The following is a 17,430-nucleotide window of genomic DNA, read 5'->3' on the forward strand; positions in this document are numbered from 1 at the left end:
CCGGAACCTGTCACGGCGGACCTGACCCTTGCGCCTTGCTCTCGGCATCGAATACGACGGCACCGACTTCCTCGGCTGGCAGCGCTTGAGCCATGGCGCCACCGTGCAGGGCGCAGTCGAGGATGCACTGTCGGTGGTGGCCGATCATCGTGTCGAGGTCACCTGCGCAGGGCGGACCGATGCCGGTGTGCACGCAATCTGCCAGGTCGTGCATTTCGACACCGCTGCGGAGCGTTCACCGCGCGGCTGGATGCTCGGTGCCAACTCGCGCCTTCCGGCGAGCGTGGCGGTGCGCTGGGTCGTGCCGGTCGCCGACGACTTCCATGCCCGGTACGGTGCGCGTGCACGGCGCTACCGCTACTCGATACTGAACCGCGCCGCGAGGCCGGCACTCGAGGCGCGCTATGTTGCCTGGGAACGCCGATCGCTCGACGCTGCGGCCATGCATGCTGCCGCGCAGGCTCTGGTCGGCGAGCACGATTTCAGTGCGTTCCGCACGATCGCCTGCCAGGCGCGGACGCCGTTCCGCAACGTGCATGCGATCTCGGTCGGTCGCACCAGCGAACGCGTCGACATAACCATCGAGGCGAATGCCTTCCTGCACCACATGGTGCGGAACATCGTCGGCTCGTTGCTGCCGGTCGGACGTGGAGAACGTCCGACCGGCTGGCTCGAGGAACTACTGGTCGGGCGCGATCGCAGCGTGGCCGGACCGACCGCGCCGGCAGCGGGCCTGTGTTTCATCGCTCCGCGCTATCCACGCGAGGCCGGCTTGCCGGACGAGGCCTGCCTGTCATGATCCGGACGCGCATCAAATTCTGCGGAATCACACGTGCCACGGATGCACAGTCGGCCTGCGCACTCGGTGTCGATGCACTCGGTTTCGTGTTCACGCGGCGCAGCGCACGCTTCGTCGAACCGGCAACGGCGAATGCAATCCGCCGCGACCTGCCGCCGTTCGTGTCGGCTGTGGCCCTGTTCATGGACGACGATCCGGCCTGGATCGCGCACGTGGTCTCGATCGTCGCGCCCGACCTCGTGCAGTTCCACGGCAGCGAGGCCGCGCTGGATTGCGCGCGCGTCGGTCGGCCCTGGATCAAGGCCGTGGCGATGGCTTCGCACGAGGATGTGGCAAGCTATGCGGCCCGATATGCCGGTGCCAGCGGGTTCTTGCTCGATGCCCATGCGGTCGGCGAACAAGGGGGCAGCGGCCGTCGTTTCGATTGGTCGCGCGTGCCTGCACTCGATCGGCCCGTGATCCTTGCCGGCGGGCTCGATGCCGGCAACGTTGCCGAGGCGATCGTGCGCGCACGGCCGTACGCGGTCGACGTGTCGAGTGGCATCGAATCGGCGCCCGGCATCAAGGACGTGGCGCGCATGCGCGATTTCATCGCTGCGGTGAAGGGCTGACGTCGGATGGAAGGGCAAGGCAATCAGGCGGGTGAGAGGGTTCAGTGAACGCAGTGGGCAATAACGAACCGATCGTCGTCACCGACTTCCACGCGTATCCGGATGCGCGTGGACGCTTCGCCGATTTCGGCGGCATCTACATGCCCGAGACGCTGATGCCACCGCTGGAGGAACTGACTGAAGCATATCTCTCGATGCGCGAAGATCCGGCTTTCATTGCCGAATTCGAGCGTGACCTCAGGCACTACGTCGGCCGGCCCTCGCCGATCTACCACGCCGAGCGCCTGTCGAGGAAGATCGGAGGCGCACAGATCCTGCTCAAGCGCGAGGATCTCAATCACACCGGCGCGCACAAGATCAACAACACCATCGGCCAGGCGCTGGTCGCGCGGCGCATGGGCAAGCGCCGCATCATCGCCGAGACCGGTGCCGGGCAGCATGGCGTGGCCACTGCCACGGTGTGCGCACGTTTCGGACTCGACTGCATCGTCTACATGGGCGCGGTGGACATCGAGCGGCAAAAGATCAATGTCTACCGCATGAAGCTGCTCGGCGCCGAGGTCGTGCCGGTCACTTCGGGCTCGAAGACGCTCAAGGACGCCCTGAACGAAGCCATGCGCGACTGGGTGACACATGTTGCCGACACCTTCTACATCATCGGCACGGTCGCCGGTCCGCATCCGTATCCGATGATGGTGCGGGACTTCAACGCCGTGGTCGGTCGCGAGGCGCGCGCGCAGATGCTCGAACAGTACGGCCGTCTGCCCGATGTGCTGACGGCCTGCGTTGGTGGCGGATCGAATGCGATTGGCCTGTTTCACGCGTTCCTCAACGACCGCGATGTCGCCATTGTCGGCGCCGAGGCGGCCGGCGAGGGCATCGATACCGGCCGCCATGCTGCCTCGCTGGCCGCCGGCCGCAAGGGCGTGCTGCATGGCAATCGCACCTACGTGATCTGCGACGATCACGGCCAGATCACGGAAACGCATTCGATTTCTGCCGGCCTCGACTATCCCGGCGTCGGTCCCGAGCATGCCTTCCTCAAGGACAGCGGCCGTGCAACCTATGTCGGCGTGACCGATGACGAAGCGCTGGCCGCGTTTCATGAACTCGCCCGCACTGAAGGCATCCTCGCCGCCCTCGAATCGAGTCATGCGGTTGCCCAGGCGATCAAGCTGGCCCGCGAGCTGCCGCCCGACAGGCTGGTCTTGTGCAATCTGTCCGGGCGCGGCGACAAGGATGTGCATACGATCGCCGCGCGCGAGGGGATCGCGCTGTGACCTGGCTTCGTCCCTTGACTCGCATCGACCGTCGATTCGCCGAACTGCGTGCGCGCGGCCGCAAGGGTTTGGTGCCATTCATCACCGCCGGCGATCCGCTGCCGGAGGCGACCGTCGACATCATGCACGCCTTGGTCGAAGGCGGTGCCGATCTCATCGAGCTGGGTGTGCCGTATTCGGATCCGGTCGCCGATGGGCCGACGATCCAGCATGCGAGCGAGCGCGCGATCGCGCACGATGTGGGCATCGAGGCGATCCTCGGATGGGTGCGTGCGTTCCGCGAACGCGACACCGATACGCCGGTCGTGCTGATGGGTTATCTCAATCCGATCGAGATTCACGGCCATGCGCGCTTTGCTGCCGAGGCCGTGGCCGCCGGCGTGGATGGCGTGCTCGTGGTCGATGTGCCGGTCGAAGAAGCCGACACCTTGCATCCTCTCATCGAGGCCGGACTCGAGCAGATCTTCCTGGTTGCGCCGACGACCACCGATGCTCGCCTAGCGGCGATCCGCGCGCGTGCACGCGGCTTCATCTACTACGTCTCGTTTGCCGGCATCACCGGCGCCGACCGACTCGACCCCAAGGCGGTGCGTGCGCGCATCGCGCACATCCGCGCGGGTGGTGACATTCCGGTCGCGGTCGGCTTCGGCGTGCGCGATGCCGCGACCGCGGTCGCGGTCGGCGAACTGGCGGACGCCGTCATCATAGGCAGCGCGCTGGTGGCGAAGCTTGCCGAAGCGAAGGACGCCGCCGCCGCGGCGACCATCGCGCGCAACACGTTGGCGCCGATCCGCGCGGCGCTCGATGCCATGCTGCCGACATGAACACGAACGATGCGGGGCGCCGCGAAACCATGCCCCACATCATTGACCGGAGCGCTTCACGATGAACTGGTTGCAGAAACTCATGAGTCCGCGCATCCGCACGCAGAACGCAGGCAAGGGCAAGGTTCCCGAAGGTCTGTGGGAGAAGTGCGATGGTTGCGGTGCCGTGCTGTACGGGCCCGAACTCGAGAAGAACCTCATGGTCTGCCCGAAATGCACGCACCATCACGCCATTGGCGCGCGCAAGCGTCTCGTGGCGCTGTTCGATGCAGGCAGCGCGAGTGAGGTTTTCGGCGAGCTCGAGGCTGTCGACGCGCTCAAGTTCAGGGACACGAAGAAATACAAGGATCGCCTGGCCGCCTCGCAGAAGCAGACCGGTGAAAGGGATGCACTGCTTGCCATGCGTGGTGCGCTCAAGGGCCGCCCACTTGCTGCTTGCGCCTTCGAGTTTGCCTTCATGGGCGGCTCGATGGGCTCGGTCGTCGGCGAGAAGTTCACGCGCGTGGCCGAACTTGCGCTGGCCGAACGCATGCCGATGGTCTGTTTCTCGGCGACCGGCGGTGCACGCATGCAGGAAGGTCTGTTCTCGCTCATGCAAATGGCCAAGACCTCGGCCGCGCTGGCGCGCCTGCGCGCGGCTGCAGTGCCGTTCATCTCGGTGCTCACCCACCCGACCACCGGCGGCGTGTCGGCGAGTTTTGCCATGCTCGGCGAGATCAACATCGGCGAGCCAAAGGCCTTGATCGGCTTCGCCGGTCCGCGCGTGATCGAGCAGACCGTGCGCGAGACCCTGCCGGAGGGCTTCCAGCGTTCGGAGTTCCTGCTCGAACACGGTGCTCTCGACCTCATAGTCGATCGCCGCGAGATGCGCGACCGCCTCGCCGATCTGTTCAACCTGCTGATGAAGCAACCGCGCGCGGCGTGACGGCGGAGTACCCGCTCGGGCCGCGCCGAGTCCGGCGCGGCGTGACTGCGGTATCGATGACCTGGGCGAGGCGACCGATGTGGAGCAGGGACGGCCGCGGCTGAGGGCGCGCGCAGCGAGGTTGCCGCGGTGGCGCCCTTGCATCGGCCCGGACGGTTCAGGAACTGCGGTCGACCGAGTAGTCGGCAAGCACGGCCAGCGCCTCGCGGGCGGGTGAGGCGGGCAGGGCTTCGAGGGCCGATTTGGCTGATCTCGCATAGGCCTGCGCGCGGGCCTGCGCGTAGTCGATCGCGCCCGAATGGCGGATCGCCTCGACGATGTTGTCGAGCGAATCGACGCCGCCGCTCTCGATTGCGCGGCGCAGGCTGGCGGCCTGTTCGGGCGTGCCGTGGGTGATCGCGTGGATGACCGGCAGGGTTGGTTTGCCTTCGGCGAGATCGTCGCCGATGTTCTTGCCGAGCGTGTCGGCATCGGACACGTAGTCGAGCACGTCATCGGCGATCTGGAACGCGTAGCCGAGGTCCATGCCGAAGCGTGCGAGGGCTAGTTCCTGCGTTTCGGGCAGGCCGGCCAGCACGGCGCCGAGACGCGCGGCGGCGGAGAACAGCACGGCGGTCTTGCGTTCGATGACATCGAGATAGGCACGCTCGGTCGTATCGGCGTTGCCGATGTTGAGCAGTTGCAGCACCTCGCCCTCGGCGATGCGGTTGGTCGTGTCGGCAAGGATGCGCATGACGCGCATGCTGTCGATCGCGACCATCATCTGGAACGAGCGCGAATAGAGAAAGTCGCCAACCAGCACGCTCGCCGCATTGCCCCACAGTGCGTTGGCCGTCTTGCGGCCGCGACGCAGGTCCGATTCATCGACGACGTCGTCGTGCAACAGGGTCGATGTATGGATGAACTCGATCAGCGCGGCGAGCGGAACATGCTCCGCGCCGGTGTAGCCGGCTGCCTGGGCGGCGAGCAGGTGCAACATCGGCCGCAGGCGCTTGCCGCCGCTGTGGATGATGTGCTCCGAGATCTGGTTGATCAGCACGACGTCGGAGGCCAGGCGCGTGCGGATCAGCGCGTTGACGGCCTGCATGCCGGGGGCAGCAAGCGCCTGGACGTCGGCGATCGTGCGCACGGCGGTGGCGTCTGCGAGGGAGGTCGATGAACTCAAGAGCGGATTCCGTGGAGCGGACGCGCGCAGTATAGCCGCCCGCGCCACGACCCCGGTCGCGGGTGTCGGCGGCTGGCATGGGAATCGACGTTTTCCTACAACACGGCGGGACGACGGCCGGCAGCAGGGGAGGGTGGGGTCTGGTGTATCCTCGCCGCCCATCACGCACGATCGCGGCGAAGAAACGAGGACTCCAGCATGGCACGCGGCATCAACAAGGTCATCATCGTCGGCAACCTCGGCGCGGACCCCGAAACGCGCTACACGACCAGCGGTTCGGCGATCACGAACATCCGCGTGGCCACGTCGGAGAACTGGAAGGACAAGCAGACCGGCGAGAACCAGGAACGCACCGAGTGGCACCGTGTCGTCCTGTTCGGGCGCCTCGGCGAGATCGCCGGTGAATATCTCAAGAAGGGCCGGCAGGTCTACATCGAAGGCTCGCTGCGCACCAACAAGTACACCGACAAGGATGGCATCGAGCGCTACACGACCGACATCGTCGCCAACGAGATGCAGATGCTTGGTGGCGGTGGCGGTGAAGGGGGCGGTTACAACCGCGACCGTGGCGAGCGCGGTGGCGGTGGCGGTGGCGGGCACGACCGTGGCGCCCCGTCGCGCGCCACGCAATCCGCACCGCCGCATGCGTCGGCTACACCCCTGCGCAACGATCCATTCGACGACGACGAAATTCCGTTCTGACGCCCGGAACGGGGAATGGTTGAAGCGACAAGGCGCAAGCGCCTCGATGCTCCGCTTCGGCCATTCCCTGTCCCCCTTTCCCCATTCCCCGCTCTTCCCCCTCCCGGCCTCCGCGGCCAGGCGTTATCATGCGCCCCCGCCGATCGTGGCGGCCGCCAGGCATCCCGTCATGGACATTCCGAGTAGAACCCCTCGCCGGTTCACCCCGATCCTGACCGATTGATCCCTGCCGGGCGCCCGTCCTGCAGGACGGAGCGCACGATGAGCGACATCGAAACCAGCACGAAGCCGGCCACACCGCTGCAGGGGCACCTTGCGCGCGTGTCCGAGATGCTGCGCCGGCACCATCTGGTCGAGGATCTCGCGCAACGCCAGTCCGGTACGGATCAGGAAACCGACGACGACCTGATTCATCGCCAGCACGTGGAGGAACTGCAACGCGAGATCGATGCGCTGCACCCGGCCGACGTCGCGCGCATCCTCGAGGCGCTGCCACCCGAGGACCGTCTGAGCGTCTGGAACCTGGTCAAGGCCGATCGCGACGGTGAGATCCTGCTCGAAGTTTCCGATGCCGTGCGCGAGTCGCTGCTCGCCGACATGGACGCGCCGGAAATCCTCGCTGCTGCCGAGCAGCTCGATGCCGATGAGATCGCCGACCTTGCCGAGGATCTGCCCGAGGACGTGGTCGACCAGCTCATGCAGCGTCTCGACGCGCCCGAGCGCGAGCAGCTGCGTTCGGCGATGTCCTACGAAGACGACCAGGTCGGCGCGATCATGGATTTCGAGATGGTCACGATCCGCGAGGACGTGAGCCTCGAGGTCGTGCTGCGCTATCTGCGCCGCCTCAAGGAACTTCCCGAGCAGACCGACAAGCTGTTCGTCGTCAACAAGGATCATGTGCTGACTGGGGTGCTGCCGTTGAAGTGGCTGCTGGTCAACGATCCAGCGCGCGAGGTCAGCGAGGTCATGGCCGCCGACGCGAACACGTTCCGGCCCGAGGACGACGTGTTCGACACCGCGCAGGCCTTCGAGCGCTACGACCTCGTCTCCGCGCCGGTCGTTGATGCCGAGGGGCGGCTGGTCGGGCGCCTGACCATCGATGCCATGGTCGACGTCATCCGCGAGGAAGGCGACGCCGAGGCCCTGAGTCGTGTCGGCCTGCGCGAGGACGAGGACATCTTCGCCTCGGTCTGGCGTTCGCTGCGCAACCGCTGGACCTGGCTGGCGATCAACCTCGTCACCGCCTTCCTCGCCTCGCGCGTCATCGGCCTGTTCGAGGGCTCGATCGAGAAGCTCGTCGCGCTCGCCGCGTTGATGCCGATCGTCGCCGGCATCGGCGGCAACTCCGGCAACCAGACCATCACCATGATCGTGCGTGCGCTCGCGCTCGGTCAGGTCAGCCCCGAGGGGGCACGACGCCTGTTGCGCAAGGAAGCCGGTGTTGCCCTGCTCAATGGCGTCATCTGGGGTGGCGTGGTCGGCCTGGTCGCCTGGCTGCTGTACGGCAATCCGGCGCTCGGTCTCGTCATGACCGCAGCCATGACCCTCAATCTGTTGCTCGCCGCGGCGATGGGCGTGGTCATTCCGATGACCCTTGAGCGCTTCGGCCGAGATCCGGCCATGGGCGCCAGCGTGATGATCACGGCGATCACCGACAGCGGCGGCTTCTTCATCTTCCTCGGTCTCGCCACGATTTTCCTGATGTGAGTGGCGGCCACGTCATGATTCCGGAGAGTGTCCGATGAACGAACTTCCCCCTTGCCCGCAATGCGGCTCCACCTACAGCTACGAGGATCGCGGCTTGCTCGTGTGCCCCGAGTGCGCCCATGAATGGTCGCCCGGCACGATCGCTGAAGGTCCGGTCGAAGACGTTGCGCGCATCGTCAAGGACGCCGTGGGCAACGTGCTGGCCGACGGCGACAGCGTGGTCGTGATCAAGGATCTCAAGGTCAAGGGCTCATCGAGCGTGGTCAAGGTCGGCACCAAGGTGCGCAACATTCGCCTCGTCGATGGGGATCACGACATCGACTGCCGCATCGATGGCATCGGTCAGATGGGGCTCAAGTCCGAGTTCGTGAAGAAGGCATAGCCGCCCCGCAGGCACGGCAGAGGAGGGGTTCGCTATGCCGATGTCGTCACCGCCGGCAGCTCCACGCGCATTTGCCCGAGCAGGTCCGCAATGCGCTCGCGGCTGGTGGCGCGCAGCAGTTTCGGCGCGAGCCTGCGCAGGACGCTGCGGTCCAGCGCGTTGATCCTTTCGCGCACCTCGAGCAGGGCGCGCGGGTGCATGCTGAACTCGGTCAGGCCGAGCGCGAGCAGCAGCGGCGTGAAGACAGTGTCGCCGGCCATTTCGCCGCACATGGCCACGGGTTTTCCGGCACGCCCGCCGGTGGCGATGATCTGCGCGAGCAGGCGCAGCACGGCCGGGTGCAGCGGGTCGTAGAGGTCGCCAAGCGCGTCGTTGCCACGGTCGACCGCGAGCGTGTACTGGATCAGGTCGTTGGTGCCGATCGAGACGAAGTCGAGCATGCGGATCATGCTGGGCAGGGCGATCGCCGCGGCTGGCACTTCGATCATCGCACCGAGTTCGAAGTGATCGGCGATCTCGTGGCCCTGCGTGCGCAGGTCTTTCGCGCAGGCACGCAGTTCGCGACGCACAGCCTCGATCTCCTCGACGCAGGACACCATCGGCACGAGGATGCGCACGGGGCCATAGCCGGTGGTGCGCAGGATGGCACGCAGCTGCGTGCGCAGCAGGCCAGGCACGCGCAGCGAAAGGCGCACGCCGCGCACACCGAGCGCGGGGTTCGGTTCCTCGCGCAGGGCGAGTCCGGCGTTGTCGATCTTGTCCGCGCCGAGATCGAGCGTACGGATCGTTACCGGTAGGCCCCCCATGCCGAGCACGACATCGCGGTAGGCCAGAAACTGCTCCTCCTCGGTGGGCACTTCCCTGCGCTGCAGGAACAGGAACTCGGTGCGGTAAAGGCCGATGCCGGCGGCGCCGTTGGCACGCGCCTGGGCGACGTCGGCGGTCATCTCGGCATTGGCGTGGAGATTGATGGCGACACCGTCGATGGTGCGCGTCTCGACCGTGCGCAGGCATTCCAGGCGCTGGTCGTGCTGGGCCGCTTCGCGTTGCCAGAGCCGATAGCCGGCAAGGTCCTGGGCAGTCGGGTGGACGATGATCTCGCCACGATCACCATCGACGAGCACGAGATCGCCGTCCTGTACGTGCGAAAGCGCCTCGTGCGCACCGACCACCATGGGCAGACGCAGCGAACGTGAGAGGATCGCGCTGTGCGACAGGGTGCTGCCAGCGGTCAGGACGAAGCCGAGCACGCCATGCTCGGCCAGCGGCACGAGCTCGGATGGGGCGACCGTGTCGCTGACCAGGATCTCGCCGACGCGAGAAGCGAGCTTGCGTTCCTCGATGCTCGATTCCCGACTCAGCGCACCCTGCACGCGGCCGATGACGTGTTCGATGTCCTCGCGGCGACTGCGCAGGTAGGGGTCGTCCATCGCCTCGAACACGGCGACAAGACTGTCGCGCTGGAGCTTCAGGGCGGCGCTGGCATGCATTCGACCCTGGCTGACGAGATCGCGCAGGCCATTGACGAACTCAGGATCGGCCAGGATCAGGCTGTGCGCGTCGATGAACTCGGCGACTTCGCGCGCCAGCGGTCCGCTCAGCTTGTCGCGCAGCGTGCGCAGTTCGGCGCGGGCATCGGCCAGGGCGTGCTCGAGGCGGGCCAGTTCGGCGGCGATGTCCGCCTCGTCGAGGCGCGTCTCGTCGACGAGAAACCGGCTGGGTTGCTCGAGGCGAGCACGCCCGAGCGCCTTGCCGCGCGAAGCTCCGCTGCCGGTCAGTACGAGTCGCACCTGGTGGATGGTCCATTCCGCTGGTCCTGGGCGGCATCATAGCCACAAGGTGTGTCGAGCGGGGGCCGGGCACGCCGCCCAGGGCCGTGGGCAGCCGATGCCGCGGAGGGATCTGCACGGCGCAGTCGCTCGCCGGGTGGGCCGTCGTGCGCGGGGCGTACGTGCATGGCATAATCCGCGACCTTTTTCGGGTGCCTGGATCTCGTGTCCGGCACCGCGCAACCCTTGGAGCCACAATGGATTTTCTCATCAGTTCCGCGCATGCCCAGGACGCAGCCGCCGCCGCACCGAATCCGCTGGCCTCGTTCCTGCCCCTGATCATCATCTTCGCGATCTTCTATTTCATGCTGATCCGGCCGCAGATGAAGCGCGCCAAGGAGACGCGCGCGATGATCGCGGCGCTGGCCAAGGGTGACGAGGTGGTCACGGTTGGTGGCATCGTCGGCCGCATCGAGGAAATCACGGACTCGTTCGTCACCCTGGAGATCGCTGACAAGGTCAGCATCAAGGTGCAGCGCAACGCGATCAGCGCGGTGCTGCCGAAGGGCACGCTCAAGCAGTCTTGAAGTCCGGCCGCGTGGTCCCGATACAGCATCGGGACCCGCGTGGCACGCATGCGCGGCTCCGGGGCAGGCCACGTTCCTCCCGCGCATCCCGGTCTTGCTCCGTTCTTCCCGTCATTGGCATCCACCCGGATCCTTCCGCATGAATGATTACCCCCGCTGGAAACACGCGCTCGTCCTGCTCGTGACCCTGGCTGGCCTCATCTACGCACTGCCCACGCTGTACCCGAAGCAGCCGGCCGTGCAGATCCTGGCCAGCAAGTCGAGCGTCGTCGTCGATGAGGCGCTCAAGGAAAAGGCCTTGCAGGCCCTGCAGACGCGCAACATCGAATTCGAGAGCGTCGAAGTGAAGGAGGAGCGCCTGCTTGCGCTGTTCCCGAACACCGATACCCAGCTCGCCGCCTCGAGTGCATTGCGCGAGGATCTGGGTGACGGCTACACGGTTGCGCTGAATCTTGCGTCGACCGTTCCCGCGTGGCTGCGCACGATCGGCGCCAACTCGATGCCGCTCGGCCTCGACCTCCAGGGCGGCGTGCAGTTCCTCATGCAGGTCGATCAGAAGAGCGTGCTCGACATGCAGGAGCAACGCTATGTCGACGACATCCGCGGCCTGCTGCGCGACCGCAACGTACGCAACGCCTCGGTCAACCGTACGCCCCAGGGAATCGTCGTGCAGACGAAGGGGGTCGAGGACCGCGACACGATTGCCGCGGCGATCAACCGCGACCTGAGCACCGAGCTGCTCGTCATGGACGGCAACGTGATTGGCGACCAGGCCACGCTCAACGTGACGGTACGCCCGGAGCGTCTCCGCCAGATCGCCGACGAGACGATCAAGAGCAACGTTGGCACGCTGCGCAACCGCGTCAATGAACTCGGCGTCGCCGAGCCGGTGATCCAGCAGCAGGGCAGCAGCCGCATCGTCGTCGAGCTCCCGGGCCTGCAGGACACTGCCAAGGCGAAGGAACTGCTCGGCGCGCAGGCCACCCTTGAGTACCGAGCGGTTGACGAGAGCGTCAACCCACTCGAGGTCGAGCGCACCGGCATCGTGCCTCCCGATTCGCGCCTGTACCACTTCAAGGACGGCCGCCCGGCCGTGCTCAAGAAGAAGGTCATCGTGACCGGCAACGAGCTGGTCGGCGCGACCAGCATGCCCGATCCGCAGACCGGGCAGCCGGCCGTCTCGGTGACCCTCAACGAGGCGGGTGCGCGCAAGATGCTCGACTTCACCACGCAGAACCTCAAGAAGGGCATGGCCGTGGTCTTCGTCGAGCGTACGCCCGAGGTGAAGATGGTCGATGGCAAGGAAGTGCGCACTGCCAAGATCACCGAGGAAGTCATCAGCCTGGCCACGATCCAGGGCGTGTTCTCGAAGAAGTTCCAGACCACCGGCCTGGAAAGCATGGCCGCGGCCTCCGAACTCGCCCTGCTGCTGCGCGCCGGCTCGTTCGCCGCGCCGGTCGATATCGTCGAGGAGCGCGTCATCGGTTCGAGCCTCGGTGCCGACAACATCCGCAAGGGCGTGCTCGCCGTCATCGTCGGCCTCACCCTCGTGGTCGTCTTCGTCGGCATCTACTACAAGCTGTTCGGCGTCATCGCCGACCTTGCCCTGATGATGAACCTCGTCCTGCTGGTGGCCATCCTCAGCATCTTCCAGGCCACGCTGACCCTGCCCGGCATTGCCGGCATCGTGCTCACGCTTGGCATGGCCATCGACGCCAACGTGTTGATCTGTGAACGCATCCGCGAGGAACTGCGCAATGGCGTGACACCGCATACCGCGATCCGCGCCGGGTACGAGAAGGCCTGGGCGACGATTCTCGACGCCAACGTCACCCACCTCATCGCAGCGGTCGCCCTGCTCGCATTCGGCTCCGGTCCGATCAAGGGCTTCGCTGTCACGCTAACCGTCGGCATCCTCACGTCGATGTTCACCTCCGTCACCGGCACGCATTCGCTGGTGTCGCTGATCTTCGGCCGCACGGCCAAACTCAAGGCCTTGCCGGTCTGACGCCGGAGGAGAACGTTCATGGAACTCTTCAACCCGAACATCAACATCGACTTCATGCGCTGGCGCAAGGCCAGCCTCGTCGTCTCGTGCATCCTCATGGCCCTGTCGGCGGTGATCATCTTCGGTCGAGGCCTGAACTATGGCCTCGACTTCACCGGCGGCACGCTGGTCGAAGTGACCTACGAGCGTGGCATCGATGTCGGCGAGGTTCGCGCCGCTTTGGCCGAAGGCGGATTTGCCAACGCCGTCGTGCAGACCTACGGCGGCAGCAATGACTTCGCGGTGCGCATCGCCAACGAGGAGCACGACGGCGAGGCGGGAGCACCCAATGAGGCCGCGACCGACGAGGCCGAGAAGCAGGCTGCCGACCGCATCGCCAGGGAAGTCGTCGCCGCCCTGCAGGCCAAGCGCGCCGATGCCAAGGCGACACGTTCGTCGTTCGTCGGACCGCAGATCGGTGAGGAACTTCGCACCGATGGTCTCATCGCGGTGATCTTCGTCATCGCCGGCATCTCGATTTACCTGTGGATCCGTTTCGAGTGGCGCTTCGCAGTCTCGGCGGTTGCGTCGGAACTGCACGACGCCCTGCTGACGGTCGCCGCCTTCGCGCTGACCGGCCGCGAGTTCGATCTGCCGGCGCTGGCCGCGGTGCTGTCGGTGGTCGGCTACTCGATCAACGACAAGATCGTCGTGTTCGACCGCGTGCGCGAGATCTTCCGTTCCTCGCGCAAGGGTGAGCCGGCCGAGATCCTCAATCGCTCGATCAACTCGACGATGTCGCGCACGATCATGACCGGTGTGACCACGGCGCTGGCGGTCGGCACGCTGTATTTCCTCGGTGGTCCGGCTCTCGAGAACTTCGGCCTGATCATGCTGATCGGCATTGCCATCGGCATCCTGTCGACGATCTTCTTCGCCAACCCGGTGCTGCTGCTGCTCGGTGTGTCCAAGCAGGATCTCATGCCGGTCACGCGCGACGATCCGGAGCTTGCACGCAGGCCTTGAGGAAGAGCGCGCGGCGCGGAAACCAGGAACGGGTGGCACGCACTCGCCGCGCCGAGGCATGAACCGCACCGGGAAACCAAGCCATGGCCTTGCCCGCGTTCTTTCCAGGCGCGGGCTGTGCTCGCGCGCCGAGGCCGAGCGCCTGGCCCGGGCCGGACGCGTACGGGTGGACGGACGCGTCGTCCGCGATCCGCATGCGCGCACGCCCGCTGATGCGGGCCTCGCCATCGACGACGTCGAGGTCGTCGCGCCCACGCGCCGCTATGTGATGCTCAACAAGCCACGTGGCCTGGTCACCACGCGCAGCGACGAGCAAGGACGCGCCACCGTGTATTCCATGCTCGGTGCGGCCGGGGCGGACTGGCTCGCCCCGGTCGGTCGGCTCGACAAGGCGAGCGAAGGGCTGCTGTTGTTCAGCAACGACAGTGCCTGGGCGGCAGCGATCACGTCGCCCGAATCGGTGCTCGGCAAGACCTACCACGTGCAGGTCGACTGCCTGCCTGGCGACGATCTGCTCGCGTCGTTGCGCGCCGGCGTGGTCGATCGTGGCGAAACGCTGTTGCTCAAATCCGTGCGCGAACTGCGCCGCGGCGAGCGCAATGCCTGGCTCGAAGTCACCCTCGACGAAGGCCGCAACCGCCAGATCCGCCGCGTCCTGGCCGGATTCGGCATCGGTGTGCTGCGCCTCGTGCGCGTCGCCATCGGTCCGCTCGTGCTCGGCGATCTGGCCAAGGGGGCGTGGCGGGAGCTTTCCTCGGACGAGGTCGAGGCGCTGGTGCCGCGCCAGACTCGTCCGGGAAGGCGTGGATCGCCGATTCGCGACTGAAGGCGTTTCCGTGGAATCAATGCCTTGCGGAGTCCTGGCGCGTTGAAGGGGCGCTCGGAATATCCTTGGGTGGGTGCGCAGGACGCACGAACCGGAGGCTGGCCATGCAACGACGCACCTTCCTGAAGTCCACGCTGGCTGCGGCGGCGTTCGCCGCTTCGTCCTGGTGCCCTGCCGAAGCCGGTCCACGCGGGAAACTGCGGGTTGGCGTGCTCGGCACCGGCTTGCGCGGCCAGGTCCATCTCGACGAACTGCTCAAGCGCGCCGATGTCGATGTGGTTGCGTTGTGCGACATCGAGCCGGTCATGCTCGAGGCGGCGCTGAAACAGGTTGCCGGTGCCGGTCGTCGCAAACCGAAGGTCTACACCGGCAGCGACGATGCCTGGCGCACGATGCTGGCCAAGGCACGTCTCGACGCGGTGATCATCGCAACCCCGTGGGAACTGCACGAGGCGCAGGCGATTGCAGCCATGCAGGCGAGGGTCGCCGTTGGCTGCGAAGTCGTCGCCGCCACCACGCTCGAAGGACACTGGAACCTGCTGCGGACGCAACAGAAGACCGGCACACCGTACATGCTGCTCGAGAACGTCTGCTATCGGCGCGACGTGCTGGCAGTGCTGGCGATGGTACGCGCTGGCGTGTTCGGCGAGCTCCTGCATCTGGAAGGTGGCTACGAGCACGACCTGCGTGCGGTCAAGTTCAACTCGGGCGACCCGGCCAGGCCCTATGGCGGCGGTGTCGAATTCGGCGCCAAGGGCTGGTCGGAAGCGCGTTGGCGCACCGACCACTCGGTACGCCGCAATGGCGACCTTTATCCGAGCCACGGTATCGGCCCGTGCGCGATGTGGGCCGACATCCACCGCGGCAACCGCTTCACGCGCCTGACCAGCTATGCGAGCAAGGCGCGCGGCCTGCATCGGCATGTCGTCGTCAACGGCGGTGAGCAGCATCCGAATGCCACGGTGCGCTTCGCGCTGGGCGACATCGTCACCACGCAGATCGCCTGCGAGAATGGCGAGACGATCCTGCTGACCCACGACACCTCTTCGCCACGCCCGTACTCGCTCGGGTTCCGTGTGCAGGGCACGAAGGGTTTGTGGATGGACATCAACCAGTCGATCCACATCGAAGGCGAGAGCCCCGCACACAAGTGGGAGCCCGCACAGGCCTGGCTCGAGCGCAACGACCATCCGTTGTGGAAGAGGCACGCGGCGAGTGCCGAGGGAGCCGGTCACGGCGGCATGGACTTTTTCGTCGTGCATGCCTTCGTCGAGGCACTCAGGCGCAACGAGCCTATGCCGATCGATATCTACGACGCCGTGGCCTGGAGCGCGATCACACCCTTGTCCGAGCGGTCGATCGCCGAGGGCAACCGCACCCTGGACTTCCCCGATTTCACCGAAGGGCGCTGGAAGACGCGGCAACGGATCTTCGCGCTGGATGACCGCTATTGAGGTCAGTGCATCCTCGGCGTGGTGGGGAAGTCCTGCTCGTTCCGGTCACCGCTGCGGTCGTTCCTGGCAGCCCTTCCAGTTCCGACGGGGGCGGCCTCGGTCGCGATGGGATCGGGGCCGGACGGCTGCGTCCCGCGGGTACGCCGTGGCAGCATGGCATGCGCTGCCTCAGATCACCCCGAGCTTGCGGCCGACCCTGGTGAATGCCGCGACCGCGCGGTCGATCTGTTCGGGGGTGTGCGCGGCGCTCATCTGCGTGCGGATGCGCGCCTGACCCTGCGGGACTACGGGATAGAAGAAGCCGATCACGTAGATACCCTCATCGAGCAGGTCGGCAGCGAACTGCTGGGCAAGCTTGGCGTCGTGCAGCATGACCGGGACGATGGCGTGCTGGCCGGGGCGAAGTTCGAAGCCCGCTTCGCTCATGCCGGCGCGGAAGCGGCGCGCGTTGGCCTCGACGCGATCACGCAGTTCGGTCGAGCGGTCGAGTATTTCGAATACCTTGATCGAAGCCGCGACCAGTGGCGGCGGCAGCGTGTTCGAGAACAGATAGGGGCGTGAGCGCTGGCGCAGCAGGTCGATGATCTCGCGCTTCCCAGTGGTGAAGCCGCCGGAGCCGCCGCCGAGGGCCTTGCCGAGCGTCGAGGTGAACACGTCGACCTCGTGCATAACTCCGTGCAGTTCAGCCGAGCCGCGGCCGGTCGGGCCGACGAAGCCGGTGGCATGCGAGTCGTCGACCATCAGCAGGGCGCCATGCCGCTTCTTCAGTGCGACGATCTCGTCGAGTTTGGCGATGTAGCCGTCCATCGAGAACACGCCGTCAGTGGCGATCAGGCGCGTGCGCTTGCCGGCCGTCTCCAGGAGGTGGCTTTCGAGCTCGGCCATGTCACCGTTCGCGTAGCGGCGGCGCTCGGCCTTGCACAGGCGGATGCCGTCGATGATCGAGGCATGGTTGAGTGCATCGGAGATGACGGCATCCCCGTCGCCGAGGATGGTTTCGAACAGGCCGCCGTTGGCGTCGAAGCAACTCGTGTAGAGGATCGTGTCCTCGGTGCCGAAGAAGGCCGAGATGCGCGCTTCCAGCTGCTTGTGCAGGTCCTGCGTGCCGCAGATGAAGCGCACGCTGGCCAGGCCGAAGCCATGCGTGTCGAGTGCATGTTTCGCCGCCGCGATGACCTCCGCGTTGTCGGCCAGGCCGAGGTAGTTGTTGGCGCAGAAGTTCAACACTTCGCGGCCATCGTTCGTGCGGATCGCCGAGGACTGCGGGGTGGTAATGATGCGTTCGGTCTTGTACAGGCCCTGTGCGCGGATCGAGTCGAGTTCGGCGGCGAGGCGGTCGCGGGTGGTGGTTTGCATGGCGGGAGCGGGCGGGATCGGGAGGGGCAT

Annotated in this window: 16 protein-coding genes; 13 read left to right on the top strand and 3 right to left on the bottom strand. The window is 66.3% G+C overall.

What is annotated here, in order from left to right; all coding sequences use genetic code 11:
• Window positions 1–28: 28 nt before the first annotated feature.
• The 5 genes from truA to accD all read left to right on the top strand — a co-directional run bounded on the left by truA (window position 29) and on the right by accD (window position 4,439).
• Window positions 29–799: a tRNA pseudouridine(38-40) synthase TruA gene (truA, locus tag KF907_RS12480; protein ID WP_291220841.1), complete on the top strand. Its 771-nt coding sequence runs from the start codon at window positions 29–31 to the stop codon at window positions 797–799.
• A complete protein-coding gene (locus tag KF907_RS12485) occupies window positions 796–1,410 on the top strand; it encodes a phosphoribosylanthranilate isomerase (protein WP_291220842.1) in 615 nt (204 codons plus the stop codon). The genes truA and KF907_RS12485 overlap by 4 nt, the downstream gene beginning before the upstream one ends.
• Window positions 1,411–1,463: 53 nt before the next feature.
• Window positions 1,464–2,690 (top strand): tryptophan synthase subunit beta, encoded by a 1,227-nt coding sequence (gene trpB, locus KF907_RS12490; RefSeq protein WP_291220843.1) that lies wholly within the window; start codon window positions 1,464–1,466, stop codon window positions 2,688–2,690.
• Window positions 2,691–2,704: 14 nt separating this feature from the next.
• Window positions 2,705–3,514, top strand: a complete 810-nt coding sequence (trpA, locus tag KF907_RS12495; RefSeq protein ID WP_291220844.1) for a tryptophan synthase subunit alpha — start codon at window positions 2,705–2,707, stop codon at window positions 3,512–3,514.
• Window positions 3,515–3,575: 61 nt separating this feature from the next.
• On the top strand, window positions 3,576–4,439 hold the full coding sequence (accD, locus tag KF907_RS12500) for an acetyl-CoA carboxylase, carboxyltransferase subunit beta (RefSeq protein WP_291220845.1): 864 nt from the start codon (window positions 3,576–3,578) through the stop codon (window positions 4,437–4,439).
• A 157-nt stretch (window positions 4,440–4,596) separates the two neighbouring features.
• On the opposite strand, the gene KF907_RS12505 is transcribed toward accD, so the two are convergent.
• Window positions 4,597–5,526 (bottom strand): polyprenyl synthetase family protein, encoded by a 930-nt coding sequence (locus KF907_RS12505; RefSeq protein WP_291221235.1) that lies wholly within the window; start codon window positions 5,524–5,526, stop codon window positions 4,597–4,599.
• Window positions 5,527–5,802: 276 nt separating this feature from the next.
• On the opposite strand from KF907_RS12505, the gene ssb reads away from it, so the two are divergent.
• The 3 genes from ssb to KF907_RS12520 all read left to right on the top strand — a co-directional run bounded on the left by ssb (window position 5,803) and on the right by KF907_RS12520 (window position 8,395).
• Window positions 5,803–6,306 (top strand): single-stranded DNA-binding protein, encoded by a 504-nt coding sequence (gene ssb / locus KF907_RS12510; protein WP_291220846.1) that lies wholly within the window; start codon window positions 5,803–5,805, stop codon window positions 6,304–6,306.
• A gap of 261 nt (window positions 6,307–6,567) precedes the next feature.
• The gene (mgtE, locus tag KF907_RS12515; RefSeq protein WP_291220847.1) at window positions 6,568–8,013 is read left to right on the top strand and encodes a magnesium transporter; all 1,446 of its coding nucleotides are present in this window, start codon (window positions 6,568–6,570) and stop codon (window positions 8,011–8,013) included.
• 34 nt (window positions 8,014–8,047) lie between these two features.
• Window positions 8,048–8,395, top strand: a complete 348-nt coding sequence (locus KF907_RS12520; protein WP_291220848.1) for a zinc ribbon domain-containing protein YjdM — start codon at window positions 8,048–8,050, stop codon at window positions 8,393–8,395.
• A gap of 32 nt (window positions 8,396–8,427) precedes the next feature.
• Here KF907_RS12520 and ptsP read toward each other — a convergent pair whose 3' ends face one another.
• Complete coding sequence (gene ptsP, locus KF907_RS12525; protein ID WP_291220849.1) at window positions 8,428–10,185, bottom strand: phosphoenolpyruvate--protein phosphotransferase; 1,758 nt, start codon at window positions 10,183–10,185, stop codon at window positions 8,428–8,430.
• Between the two features lie 236 nt (window positions 10,186–10,421).
• Between ptsP and yajC the strand changes: the two genes are divergently transcribed.
• From yajC to KF907_RS12550, 5 genes are all read left to right on the top strand, one after another.
• Window positions 10,422–10,751, top strand: coding sequence for a preprotein translocase subunit YajC (gene yajC, locus KF907_RS12530; protein WP_291220850.1), 330 nt, complete (start codon window positions 10,422–10,424; stop codon window positions 10,749–10,751).
• Between the two features lie 139 nt (window positions 10,752–10,890).
• Window positions 10,891–12,759, top strand: coding sequence for a protein translocase subunit SecD (secD, locus tag KF907_RS12535; protein WP_291220851.1), 1,869 nt, complete (start codon window positions 10,891–10,893; stop codon window positions 12,757–12,759).
• Between the two features lie 18 nt (window positions 12,760–12,777).
• Window positions 12,778–13,764 carry a protein translocase subunit SecF gene (gene secF / locus KF907_RS12540; protein ID WP_291220852.1) on the top strand — a complete coding sequence of 329 codons (987 nt, stop codon included), beginning with the start codon at window positions 12,778–12,780 and terminating at the stop codon, window positions 13,762–13,764.
• Window positions 13,765–13,822: 58 nt separating this feature from the next.
• Entirely contained in the window at window positions 13,823–14,590 is a 768-nt protein-coding gene (locus KF907_RS12545; RefSeq protein ID WP_291220853.1) for a pseudouridine synthase, read from the top strand.
• A 104-nt stretch (window positions 14,591–14,694) separates the two neighbouring features.
• Complete coding sequence (locus KF907_RS12550; protein ID WP_291220854.1) at window positions 14,695–16,044, top strand: Gfo/Idh/MocA family protein; 1,350 nt, start codon at window positions 14,695–14,697, stop codon at window positions 16,042–16,044.
• Between the two features lie 168 nt (window positions 16,045–16,212).
• On the opposite strand, the gene kbl is transcribed toward KF907_RS12550, so the two are convergent.
• On the bottom strand, window positions 16,213–17,400 hold the full coding sequence (gene kbl / locus KF907_RS12555; protein ID WP_291220855.1) for a glycine C-acetyltransferase: 1,188 nt from the start codon (window positions 17,398–17,400) through the stop codon (window positions 16,213–16,215).
• Between the last annotated feature and the right edge of the window lie 30 nt (window positions 17,401–17,430).

It is taken from the genome of Dokdonella sp., assembly GCF_019634775.1.
GTDB lineage: Bacteria > Pseudomonadota > Gammaproteobacteria > Xanthomonadales > Rhodanobacteraceae > Dokdonella.